Source organism: Gardnerella pickettii, assembly GCF_029226345.1.
GTDB lineage: Bacteria > Actinomycetota > Actinomycetes > Actinomycetales > Bifidobacteriaceae > Bifidobacterium > Bifidobacterium piotii.
Map to the genome: position 1 here is coordinate 1,237,099 of NZ_JAKNCU010000001.1, position 11,624 is coordinate 1,248,722.

Consider the following 11,624-nt stretch of genomic DNA (forward strand, 5'->3'; position numbering starts at 1 on the left):
TCATGGCTGAAAAACTTATGAAATACGCCGATGCTGTGGAGCAGTTTGACCCAGTTTTCGGCTTGGAAACTCACGTTGAGCTTAGCACGCGCACAAAGCTGTTCTGCCCAGCAGAAGTATCTTTTGGCGGCGAACCAAACACTCAGCTAACACCTGTAAGCCTTGGTTTGCCAGGCTCTCTGCCAGTTGTAAACAAGACTGCAGTTGATTACGCGATTAAGCTCGGTTTGGCGTTGCATTGCGAAATTGCTGAGTGGAGCCAGTTCGCTCGTAAAAACTACTTCTACCCAGATATGCCTCGCGATTATCAGATTTCCCAGTACGATAAGCCTACTAATGGCAATGGCTACTTGGATGTTGAGCTGGAAGATGGCACTGTGTTCCGCGTGCCGATTGAGCGTGCTCACATTGAGGATGACGCTGGTAAGAATACTCACGTTGGCGGCGCTGACGGTCGTATTGAAGGCGCAAATCATTCTTTGGTTGATTACAATCGCGCAGGCGTTCCTTTAATCGAGATTGTAACTAAGCCAATCGAAGGTGCTGGCAGCCGCGCTCCAGAAATCGCAGGCGCATACATGCGCGCTATTCGCGATATTGTTCGCGCTCTCAACATCTCCCATGCTCGTATGGAGCAGGGCAATATGCGCGCAGACGTAAACGTTTCGCTCCGCAGAAAGCCAACCGATCCATTCGGTACGCGCTCGGAAACTAAGAATGTGAACACATTCCGCGGAATCGAAAAGACGCTTCAATACGAAATTCGTCGCCAGGCTGCTATTTTGAGCGAAGGCGGCGAGATTTTGCAGGAGACTCGTCACTGGGATGAGGCAACTCAGACTACTGCTGGCGGCCGAGTAAAGTCTGACGCCGACGATTATCGCTACTTCCCAGACCCAGATTTGGTTATGCTTCACATCACTAAGGAGCATATTGAGCGCATGAAGGCACAAATGCCAGAAATGCCTCGCGAGCGCCGTAACCGTTTGCAAAGCGAATGGGGCATTAGCGATCTTGAAATGCGAGATATTCTTAACGCGGATGCTCTTGATTTGGTTGAAGAAACCGTTAAAGCTGGTGCAAGTGCTGCTGGCGCTAAGAAGTGGTGGCTTGGTGAGCTTGCTCGCGAAGCAAACACTCGTGGCGTAACTTTGGAAGAATTGCCTATTACTCCGCAAGATGTGGCGCAAGTTGAAAAGCTAATTGCAGACGGTAAGCTTAACGATAAGCTCGCTAAGCAAACTGTTGCATGCGTTTTGGCTGGCGAGGGCAAGCCTGATGAAGTTGTTAATAAGCACGGATTCAAGGTTATGAACGATGACGGCGCTTTGGAAGCTGCTGTTGACGCTGCTCTTGCAGCCGATCCTGAAGTTGCAGAAAAGCTTAAGGCAGGCAATATGAAGCCGATGGGCGCAATTATTGGCGCCGTTATGCGTGCGACTAAGGGTCAAGCAGACGCTAAGGCCGTTACTAAGATTGTAATGGCAAAAATCAAAGGCTAGTTTAGATTAGCTTTTACTTTGCACTTTTTGCGCTTTATACTTTGCGTTTTAACTTTGTGTTTTATAGCATTGTATAGGGTGCAAAAAGTGCGATTTTATAACGCGGTTTTTACTAATCGCTGTAGCGCTTTTTGTAAGCTTTTATAACACGTAAGTCGATTGTACGAAAAAGGTGAATATGCAAGGATTCAATGCTGATTCTACAAGCCACCGCGAGTTGCCAGAAAATATTACGATTCCGCCAATCCGCGGCGAAATGGCACGTCTTAGGCCAGCAACAATCGAAGATTTGGCGCAAATGGACGCATTGCATGCTTTTGATGGAGCAGCCGTTATAACAGGCAAAGATGCGCAATCGGAGCGCGCCATGGTTCACGCGTGGGTGAATCGTTCGGTGCAATGGTCTTCGGCTGGAAGCACTGAGGCAAAATCTAATCATGATGCCGCCTCTAGCGACGCTCAATCGCGCCCAACAATCGCATGGTCAATTGTGCCAGATTTTATTGATGACTCCGAAAATGCTAATGGCAATATTATTGGAATGATATTTTTGATTGACATTGACGGTTGGTCTAAATCCGCTAGGATCCAGGTGATTCTAGGACGCGACTATAGGGGTCGTGGGTATTCTAGGGATGCAATGCCTAGAGTTATGACTTACGGTTTTGCGCCAAGCGAGGTTGGTCTTGCTTTGCACAGAATTTGGGTTGGCGTTCCTGCAACAAACACGCGCTCGCTTTCCGTGTACCAGTCGCTTGGATTTATGAAAACGGGAACTGCTCGCGATGCACTTTGGGATTCTCAAAGCCAAAAGTATCAAGATTTTGTTGTTATGGACACTCTTGTAGACGAGTACGATGCGATTCGCTCGCTAGACGCTTTTGGATTACACGTTATCGAAGATAATCCTGGAGTTTGCGAGGCCCTAAGCGCGCACGAACATTCGATTGCAATCCCAGTTAAAAATGGCGATTCGCGCAAGTCGTTAACGGCCGATAAGGCCGAGCATAGTGTTAAGCACACGGATAATTCCTCTAAGCGCGCATGGTGGCGTATTATAGGACGAGGCCGCAAGCGTGCTCAAGAAGACGACGCAGCGAATAAAGCTACATCAAATACGCAAATCACGCCAACGGAAGGGAAGCAATGAGCGCCGAAGACCTCGACAATTACGAAACAGACGCCGAACTTGCGTTATACAAGGAATATCGTGACGTTATTAAGCTTTTTACGTACGTTGTAGAAACAGAACGCCGATTTTACTTGGCAAATAAGGTTGATTTTAACGTGCGCTCCGCAGGTCAAGACGTGTACTTTGACGTGCAATTAACAGACGCTTGGGTGTGGGATGTTTACCGCCCTTCGCGATTTGTAAAAAACGTTCGTATTGTTACGTTTAAAGACGTAAATGTGGAAGAAGTACAAAAAACAGATATTGATATTCCAGAATCTATCGCGTGATAAGAGTATAATAGTAAAGCTTATATTTAGATTTCAGTATAAATACGTGCTTGCAATTTTGCGTTTTTGACTTTATAAAGCGGTTTTTAGTTATGGAGGAAAATTGGCTGATACACAATCCCAGAAACAATCTGTAGTGATTATTGGTGGCGGTCCGGCAGGGTTGACGGCAGCTTGGGAGCTTGTAAAAGATGGCGGCTCTAGCCGCTACGATGTGACTGTTCTTGAGGCAACCAGCGAGTTTGGTGGCATTTCTCGCACCGTAAAATACAACGGAAACCGCATGGATATTGGCGGACACCGATTCTTCTCTAAAGACGATCGCATTATGCAATGGTGGCGAGATATGTTGCCTCTTCAGGGCGCTCCTTCTTACGACGATAAGAAGCTTGGCAGGCATCACGATTTAGAGGCTGGAGGCCCAGACCCGGAAGTCGAAGATGAAGTTATGCTTAAGCGTCATCGTGTTTCTAGAATCTTCTGGAATCATCATTTCTTCGACTACCCTATTTCTCTTTCGGCATCCACCTTGCGATCTATGGGCTTTGTGCTAACAATGAAGGTTGGTTTTAGCTACCTTTGGTCCATGATTCACAAGTTGCCAGAAACAAACCTCGAAAACTTCTACATTAATCGCTTTGGCAAAAAGTTGTATTCCATGTTCTTTGAGGGCTACACCGAGAAGCTTTGGGGAAGGCATCCAAGCCAGATTTCTGCCGATTGGGGCGCTCAGCGCGTTAAAGGCTTGAGCATTGTTGAAGTTTTGAAGAACGCTATTTCTAAGCTTATGCCTAAGAATAATGCAAGTCAGAAAGAAGTTGAGACTTCTTTAATTGAAGAATTTTGGTATCCTAAGCTTGGTCCAGGTCAGCTTTGGGAGACCGTTGAACGCCGCTGCCGCGAAAATGGAGCCACTGTTTTAACAGGATCTAAAGTTGTTGCCGTAAAGCAAGCGGATGGCAAGATTTGCAGTGTTGTTGTTGAAAATCAAAATGGCGAACGCAGTGAGCTTCGTGCAGATCAGTTTATTTCGTCTATGCCAATTAAAGATTTGGTTGCATCTATTGAGCAAGGCGCGAATGGCGATGCAAATGCAGAAGTTCCACAAGACTTGCAAAAAGTTGCAGCAGGCTTGCCTTACCGCGATTTTGTAACTGTTGGCTTGCTTGTTAAGCGCATGCGTTTGCGCAACACTACAGATATTCCAACGCTTGGCAACCCTCCTATTGTGCCAGATTGCTGGATTTACGTTCAAGACCCTGGCTACAAGGTCGGACGCTTGCAAATCTTTAACAACTGGAGCCCATACCTTGTTAAAGACGTTGATAATACCGTTTGGATTGGCCTTGAATACTTCTGCAGCGAAGGCGACGATTTTTGGAATATGAGCGACGAAGAAGCTCGCAAAAACGCCATTGACGAGTTGATTCGCATGCAAGTTATTGACAGCGAAGACGACGTTTTAGATGCTCATCGCGAACGCGTTCCAAAGGCCTACCCTGCTTACTTTGATACTTACGCTCAAATGCCTGATCTTGTTAAGTACTTAGACGGTTTTGGCAACTTGTATTGTGTTGGTAGAAATGGCCAGCATCGCTACAATAACCAGGATCACTCAATGGCAACTGCTATCGAAGCTGTTCAAAACATCAATAGTGGTAAGAAGTCTAAAGATAACGTTTGGTCTGTTAATACCGAAAAATCGTATCACGAAAAGAAGTAGCGTCTGTAGCGTATTCGCGTATATCGCACATATAGTGCATACCCTGCCGCGCGTGTTGTTGTGAGTCTTACGAGTGTAGTAGCATACATTTATCAGCGACTGATACACATTGATATGTGTTTGTCGTTATATTCACAACGGATTTTCCGTAATCTTCCACGTAAAGCTCCAAGCAATCTATCTTGGAGTTAGGGAAAGGCATAACTGTGGCAACAAGCCAAAATCTTGATGATATGAAGCTTTCGGAGCTTAAGGATCTTGCGAAGCAAATGGGTCTACGCGGTACGTCTACAATGCGCAAGCCAGATTTGGTTGCTACGCTAACTGCTGCGCGCAATGGTGGGGATGCTCCAGCTGGTGTTAGCGTTCATGTTCCTAAAAGCACTTTACGAATAAATCGTGTTTCTCAAAGCGACGACGAAACGCAAAACAATTCATCTTCTTTTGAACTCCGCTCGAGCATTGACACGAATCGCGATTTTAATGATTCTTCTGATTCAAGCGATGCAAATAGTGGGACGCGTAATCGCAATTTTGCGCGCGAAAATCAGACTCATCGATATCGCAAAGAAGGCTCTGCAAATGTTACGAGAGAAGATAACGCTCGTACAAATGCAAGCGTAAACGCTGAGCAAAATAATGGTAGTAATTTTGCTAAAACAGACGAAGTGGATGCTAATTTAGATCAGATTCTTGCCACTTTGCCAAGCGAAAAGTCTTCTGCTCCAAACGCTAACCGCAACTCGGAATCGCGCAGAATGCGTATGTCTACTCGCTCTAGCGAAGAAAATGATTACACTTCTAAAGCAGAAAGATCTGATAGATTCCAGCGCAGAACGCGACGCACTAGAGACGACTACGATTCTAAAGCGGAACGTACTGAACGTGCGGAACGCTCCGAGATTCGTGAAGAGCACGAGATTCACGAGCAAGCTCCACGTCGCGAAGAGCCAAAAGAAGAGCTTGTTCCAGTTGCTGGCATTGTAGATGTGCTTGAATCTTACGCATTTGTGCGTACTTCTGGCTATTTGCCTGGTCCAAATGACGTTTATGTTTCTATGAGCCAAATCAAAAAGTACGGCTTACGCAAGGGAGATGCGGTTCAAGGCTCTATTCGCGCTCCTCGCGAGGGAGATCGCAGGAATCAGCGTCAAAAGTTCGTTCCTTTGCAAAGTGTTGACAGCATTAACGGCATGAGCGTAGAAGAGTCTCAAAATCGCCCACAATTTGCTAAGCTCACACCTTTGTATCCGCATGAACGCTTAAAGCAAGAGACTACGCCAAATCGCATGCTTGGCAGAATCATTGATCTTGTGGCACCTATTGGCAAGGGTCAGCGTGGTTTGATTGTTTCGCCTCCTAAGGCTGGTAAAACAATCACTTTGCAAAATATTGCTAACGCGATTGCTGTTAACAATCCAGAAGTACATTTGATGGTTGTTCTTGTAGACGAACGCCCAGAAGAAGTTACAGACATGGAGCGCACTGTTCAGGGCGAGGTTATTTCTTCTACATTCGACCGCCCAGCATCAGACCACACTACTGTTGCAGAGCTTGCGATTGAGCGTGCTAAGAGGCTTGTAGAGCTTGGCCAAGATGTTGTTGTTCTTCTTGATTCCATGACTCGCCTTGCTCGCGCATACAATATTGCTGCTCCTGCTTCTGGCCGTATTCTTTCTGGCGGCGTAGACGCTCAAGCGCTTTACCCTCCTAAGAAGTTCTTTGGTGCTGCACGAAACATTGAAAATGGCGGCTCTTTGACTATTATTTCTTCTGCTTTGGTGGAAACTGGTTCAAAGATGGATGAAGTTATTTTCGAAGAGTTTAAGGGCACTGGAAACATGGAGCTTCGTTTGAGCCGCGATTTGGCAGATAAGCGACTGTTCCCAGCTGTAGATATCAATTCTTCTGGCACGCGCCGCGAAGAGTTGATTACTCCTGCTCAAGAGTTGCCGATTATTTATCGCTTGAGGCGATTGTTCGGCGGACTGGAGCCAGAACAGGCTTATCAGACTTTGGTTCCGCGCTTAAAGAAGACCGCTTCTAATCGCGATTTTCTTGCGGCTATTGTTCAGCAAGCCAACAATTCCACAAATGGCGGAACAGGCGCAATCGCGTAAAGTTTTCGCGTAAAATAATAATCTAAATTAAATGCCTCTTGATTTAATAATCATGAGGCATTTTTAATAATCTCATGCATAAAACATACAAAAAACATACATAAAAATAGAATGGTCAAAAGTTTATATATGTAAACATGTGTTAAATAATGTGAAAAACCGTGATTTTTTATCTAATTTTGTTCTTTTTCATTAAAAAATACGATACGATTGAAGAGACTGCAGGGGGCGCAGCTAAAGTCGAAGAAGCAAAACAAAGATTTTGGTGGCGCTGTATGAGGATGGAGATCGCATGACGGGAAACTCTCATAGGATTGAAAATAATATTCCTTCTGGCTTAGAAACCAGCGCGAGCACAGTTGCTCCGATCGATTCTACGGATGCAATTATTGTAGATATTCTTGAGCACGATGGCCGTGCAACATTAACCAAGCTAGCCAAAGCTTCTGGACTGTCTGTTTCCGCTGTGCAATCCAGAGTTCAAAAGCTCGAGCGCAAAGGAATCATAACTGGATATCGCGCTTTGATTGACTACGAGCGCAGAGGCTTGCCAGTAAGCGCATTCGTGGCGGTTACGCCTCTTGATTTTGAGCAAGAAGCTTCCGTTCCAACCAAGTTGAAAGACATTGACGGCATTGAAGCGTGCTATTCGATTACTGGAAGCCCAAGCTTTATGCTTGTTGTTCGCGTTGCAACTCCTAGCAAGCTAGAAGAACTAATCAACACAATTCATCGTGTTGTTCCAGTTAGCACAGAAACAACAATGGTTTTGCAAACTTATTTTGACTAAAAATAGCATGTTCAACTTTTCTAAAGAGTCGATTGACGCACGCGAATATTTTGATGAATCGCATTGCAACGATTGCAGCGATTATAGTGATTGCAACGATTCAATGAATGAGATTTTTGCGCTGCGTCAGTCGATTGACAATATTGACAATGCAATTGTTTCGCTTCTAGCAGAGCGCTTTAAAGTTACGGAAAAAGTCGGAGAAATAAAAGCTCGCGCAAATCTTGCTACAGAAGATAAGTCTAGGGAAAATCGCCAGGCGAATCGACTTAAAAAAATTGCTGAGGAATCTGGATTAAAAGAAGAAATCGCACTAGAGTATCTACATTTTGTAGTAACGGCCGCAAAAAAGCGTCATCAAGAAATCAAAAATAATCAAAAATAGTTAAAAATAGTAAAATCTAGCAAAAAATCTAGCAAAATATAAAAAATATGCGCGCTTAGAGTCATAATAAAAATATGACTATTGCAACCGTTGAACGTTACGCACAAATGCTTGATGCAGCCAGCAAAGGTGGATACGCCTACCCTGCGATTAACGTTACTAGCACACAGACCTTAAACGCAGCACTACAAGGATTTGCCGAAGCTCAAAGTGACGGAATTATTCAAGTGTCTGTTGGCGGATCCGCATATTTTTCTGGTCAGTGCGTAAATAATCGCGTTGTTGGATCAATCGCATTTGCGCAATTCGCGCATCAAGTTGCTGCACAATACCCAAACATTACGGTTGCATTGCACACAGACCATTGTGCAGAAGCCTATTTAGACGATTGGATTAGGCCACTTTTAACTTATGAGGCAGATCAAGTTGCAAACGGCAAAGAGCCGATTTTCCAGTCGCATATGTGGGATGGATCCACAGTTAAACTTGAGCACAATCTAGACATTGCAGAAGAATTGCTAGAAGAGTCAAATAAAGCGCGCACGATTCTAGAGATTGAAATCGGCGCAGTTGGCGGCGAAGAAGACGGCCACAGAGCAGATATTGACGAAAAGTTGTATTCCACACCACAAGACGCTATGCGCGTTGTTGAGCGATTAGGTTTAGAGGACCGCGCAAAATACATGGCCGCTTTTACGTTTGGAAACGTGCATGGAGCTTATAAGCCAGGCGTTGTTAAGCTTAGGCCGCAGTTATTAGACAACATTCAAAGCGCTGTATACAACAAGTACAAGCTTGATTTGTGTAATCGCAAGTTTGGCGTGCCAACAAAACCATTCTTGCTAGTGTTCCATGGCGGATCTGGCTCTACAGCCGAAGAAATTGCGCAAGCTGTAAAATATGGCGTTGTAAAAATGAATATTGACACAGATACGCAATACGCTTTTACGCGCGCAATCGCCGACCACATGTTCCACAACTACGACTCGGTTCTTAAAATCGACGGCGAAGTTGGCGCCAAGAAACTTTACGACCCAAGGTCTTGGGGTAAAGAAGCAGAAAAAGCAATGGCTCAGCGTGTTGTTGAAGCATGCGTGCAGCTAGGGTCTGCAGGAAAAGCTCTAAAATAGTGTAATCGCAAATATTATTTGGCATTATTTAGCATTATTTAGCATTATTCGGTATTGGCTTTGCGCTAATCTTGACACGTAGGAATTGTGTTTATTTGGGCAATGTTAGCCCAAAAAATGGAGGTGCGGCATGCCTGGAATTGTGCTTATTGGCGCTCAATGGGGTGACGAAGGCAAAGGTAAAGCAACTGATTTAATTGGTTCTAAGGTAGATATTGTTGCGCGTTTTAATGGCGGCAATAATGCTGGCCACACTGTTGTTGTAGGAAACGAATCTTACGCATTGCACTTACTTCCTAGCGGCATAATCAGCCCAAATGTAACTCCTGTTATTGGAAACGGAGTTGTTATAGACCCAGAGGTTCTTTTTGAAGAGATTGACGCGCTAGAATCACGTGGTGTTGATTGCTCGAGGTTGCTTGTTAGCGAGTCTGCGCATGTTATTACGCCTTATCATCGCGTAATCGATAAAGTTACAGAGCGATTCCTTGGAAAGCACAAGATTGGCACAACGGGTCGCGGAATTGGACCGACTTATGCCGATAAGATTAATCGCGTTGGAATTCGCGTACACGATTTGTTTAACGCGGATCATTTGCGAGATAAAGTAGAAGCCAGCTTGCATCAAAAGAATCAAATGCTTGTTAAGCTCTACAACCAGCACCCAATTGATATTGATGCCGTTACAAGCCAGCTCGTAGAACTTGGAAAGCGCTTAAAGCCATACGTTGCCGACACTTCGCTTGTGCTAAACCAGGCAATGGAAAATGGTAAAACCGTGCTTTTTGAAGGCGGCCAGGCAACTATGCTAGACGTTGACCACGGAACATACCCATTTGTAACGTCTTCTAATCCTACAGCTGGAGGCGCTTGCACGGGTACGGGCGTTGGTCCTACTCGCATTAATCGCGTAATCGGTGTTGCTAAGGCTTATATTACGCGCGTTGGCGAAGGCCCATTCCCTACAGAGCTTTTGGACGAAAGCGGCGATTGGCTGCGCGAGCAGGGTCACGAATATGGCGTAACTACTGGTCGCCCTCGCCGATGCGGATGGTTTGACTCTGTTGTTAGCCGCTATGCAACTCGCGTAAATGGCCTAACTGATATTGTTCTTACAAAGCTAGATGTTTTGACTGGCTTAAAAGAGATTCCAGTTTGCGTAGCTTACGATGTAACTTTAACTGACGGAAGCGTTGAGCGCGTAGACGAGATGCCAGTAGATCAGTCTTTGTTTGCTAGCGCTAAGCCAATTTACGAGATGCTTCCAGGCTGGAGCGAAGATATCTCTAAAGTGCACAAGTTTGAAGACTTGCCTGCAAACACTCAAAGCTACGTAAAGCGCTTGGAAGAGCTTTCCAGATGCCGCATTTCTGCAATTGGCACTGGCCCTCAGCGCGATCACATTATTAGCGTTCATTCGCTGATTGATTAGTGGCTATTAATGCTGACTAAATAGTTGACTAAATACATATTAAATGCGATTTAAGGCGGCTAAAAATATGAGTGTTCCGAGAAAAAATCGCCCAGACTTGCCTAAAAAGCGCCAGCATAAAACACTTGGATTAAAAATCTATTTTGTTGTTTTTATTGGCGGATTGCTTGGCGCTTTTGTGCGTAGTGAAATAGGCGTTTTTACGTACGGCATGCATTGGGATTCGGGATATTCTATGCTTTTTAGCCGCTTTACTTTTGCAACTCTTTTATCTAACGTTTTAGCATGTTTTATTCTTGCTTTAGTAAGTTCGCTTGTAGCAAATAGATTGCGCAGCAAAAATAAAGACTTAATAAAATACGGCTTTTGCACAGGATTTTGCGGCGGACTTTCAACAATGTCTACTTTTGCCTTTGAGGGCGCGCATTCCGCATTTACTGCAATGAACATTGTAGAAGTAATTGCCATTATGGCGTTGTATATGGTTCTTGGCGTTTTAGCAGTGCTTGTTGGGAGTCTAATTGGAGATAAAATTTTTGCTTTTAAAGGCAATGGCAGCGTAAAAAATGCTGGTGATGCAAACGCCATCAATAAAATAGACGCTAACAGGGGCGGTGCAAAATGATGTCTTACGCATACGTTCTTTTTTGGCTGCCTCTTGTTTTTGCGGGACTTGGCGCCGTTCTTCGTTGCGCAATATCTGACGCAATCGGGCGCGTTTATAACCATGATTTTCCAATCGCGACTTTGCTAATCAACGCTTTTGCGTCTTTTATAATGGGCTTAGTTGTATTTTTAAGTTCTTCGATTATATACGATTTAACTTTTGCTTCGACTATTATCTACACGTGCGCATTGGGATTTTTAGGCGGATTTTCAACGTTTTCAACCGCAATCTTAGAAATCGTAAGCCTGTTTAAGCTAAAGAAAATCAAGCTTGGACTATGTCTTTTTATTAGCGAACTAATAGTGCCATTCTTGTGCGCATTTATTGCATACGCTGGACCGTGTTTTGTAATGTTTTTACTTCTAAAGTCTTAGTTTTTAATTTTATTAATTGACGTATTTTATTTATTAATTA

11 protein-coding genes are annotated in these 11,624 nt (G+C 44.5%); all 11 read left to right on the forward strand.

Annotation, left to right across the window (positions count from 1 at the left end; genetic code table 11):
- Positions 1 to 2 precede the first annotated feature (2 nt).
- The 11 genes from gatB to MAF46_RS05020 all read left to right on the forward strand — a co-directional run bounded on the left by gatB (position 3) and on the right by MAF46_RS05020 (position 11,584).
- Positions 3 to 1,502, forward strand: coding sequence for an Asp-tRNA(Asn)/Glu-tRNA(Gln) amidotransferase subunit GatB (gatB, locus tag MAF46_RS04970; RefSeq protein WP_004131493.1), 1,500 nt, complete (start codon positions 3 to 5; stop codon positions 1,500 to 1,502).
- 178 nt (positions 1,503 to 1,680) lie between these two features.
- A complete protein-coding gene (locus tag MAF46_RS04975) occupies positions 1,681 to 2,652 on the forward strand; it encodes a GNAT family N-acetyltransferase (protein ID WP_004131491.1) in 972 nt (323 codons plus the stop codon).
- Entirely contained in the window at positions 2,649 to 2,963 is a 315-nt protein-coding gene (locus tag MAF46_RS04980) for a DUF2469 domain-containing protein (RefSeq protein ID WP_004105898.1), read from the forward strand. The genes MAF46_RS04975 and MAF46_RS04980 overlap by 4 nt, the downstream gene beginning before the upstream one ends.
- A gap of 103 nt (positions 2,964 to 3,066) precedes the next feature.
- Positions 3,067 to 4,686, forward strand: coding sequence for an NAD(P)/FAD-dependent oxidoreductase (locus MAF46_RS04985; RefSeq protein WP_016841732.1), 1,620 nt, complete (start codon positions 3,067 to 3,069; stop codon positions 4,684 to 4,686).
- 206 nt (positions 4,687 to 4,892) lie between these two features.
- Positions 4,893 to 6,806 (forward strand): transcription termination factor Rho, encoded by a 1,914-nt coding sequence (gene rho / locus MAF46_RS04990; RefSeq protein WP_032819478.1) that lies wholly within the window; start codon positions 4,893 to 4,895, stop codon positions 6,804 to 6,806.
- Positions 6,807 to 7,098: 292 nt separating this feature from the next.
- Positions 7,099 to 7,596 (forward strand): Lrp/AsnC family transcriptional regulator, encoded by a 498-nt coding sequence (locus MAF46_RS04995; protein WP_004132301.1) that lies wholly within the window; start codon positions 7,099 to 7,101, stop codon positions 7,594 to 7,596.
- A 7-nt stretch (positions 7,597 to 7,603) separates the two neighbouring features.
- Positions 7,604 to 7,981, forward strand: a complete 378-nt coding sequence (locus tag MAF46_RS05000; protein ID WP_060785886.1) for a chorismate mutase — start codon at positions 7,604 to 7,606, stop codon at positions 7,979 to 7,981.
- Positions 7,982 to 8,055: 74 nt separating this feature from the next.
- On the forward strand, positions 8,056 to 9,111 hold the full coding sequence (fbaA, locus tag MAF46_RS05005) for a class II fructose-bisphosphate aldolase (RefSeq protein WP_060785803.1): 1,056 nt from the start codon (positions 8,056 to 8,058) through the stop codon (positions 9,109 to 9,111).
- Between the two features lie 130 nt (positions 9,112 to 9,241).
- Complete coding sequence (locus MAF46_RS05010) at positions 9,242 to 10,543, forward strand: adenylosuccinate synthase (RefSeq protein WP_020757985.1); 1,302 nt, start codon at positions 9,242 to 9,244, stop codon at positions 10,541 to 10,543.
- A 67-nt stretch (positions 10,544 to 10,610) separates the two neighbouring features.
- Positions 10,611 to 11,168 carry a fluoride efflux transporter FluC gene (locus MAF46_RS05015; RefSeq protein WP_032819477.1) on the forward strand — a complete coding sequence of 186 codons (558 nt, stop codon included), beginning with the start codon at positions 10,611 to 10,613 and terminating at the stop codon, positions 11,166 to 11,168.
- The gene (locus tag MAF46_RS05020) at positions 11,165 to 11,584 is read left to right on the forward strand and encodes a fluoride efflux transporter FluC (protein WP_020757983.1); all 420 of its coding nucleotides are present in this window, start codon (positions 11,165 to 11,167) and stop codon (positions 11,582 to 11,584) included. Before MAF46_RS05015 ends, MAF46_RS05020 begins: the two co-directional genes overlap by 4 nt.
- The last annotated feature ends 40 nt before the right edge of the window (positions 11,585 to 11,624 follow it).

Coding starts and splice junctions, on each gene's coding strand:
- gatB (WP_004131493.1), top strand. CDS start 3: ATGGCTGAAAAACTTATGAAATACGCCGATGCTGTGGAGCAGTTTGAC.
- MAF46_RS04975 (WP_004131491.1), top strand. CDS start 1,681: ATGCAAGGATTCAATGCTGATTCTACAAGCCACCGCGAGTTGCCAGAA.
- MAF46_RS04980 (WP_004105898.1), top strand. CDS start 2,649: ATGAGCGCCGAAGACCTCGACAATTACGAAACAGACGCCGAACTTGCG.
- MAF46_RS04995 (WP_004132301.1), top strand. CDS start 7,099: ATGACGGGAAACTCTCATAGGATTGAAAATAATATTCCTTCTGGCTTA.
- MAF46_RS05000 (WP_060785886.1), top strand. CDS start 7,604: ATGTTCAACTTTTCTAAAGAGTCGATTGACGCACGCGAATATTTTGAT.
- fbaA (WP_060785803.1), top strand. CDS start 8,056: ATGACTATTGCAACCGTTGAACGTTACGCACAAATGCTTGATGCAGCC.
- MAF46_RS05010 (WP_020757985.1), top strand. CDS start 9,242: ATGCCTGGAATTGTGCTTATTGGCGCTCAATGGGGTGACGAAGGCAAA.
- MAF46_RS05015 (WP_032819477.1), top strand. CDS start 10,611: ATGAGTGTTCCGAGAAAAAATCGCCCAGACTTGCCTAAAAAGCGCCAG.
- MAF46_RS05020 (WP_020757983.1), top strand. CDS start 11,165: ATGATGTCTTACGCATACGTTCTTTTTTGGCTGCCTCTTGTTTTTGCG.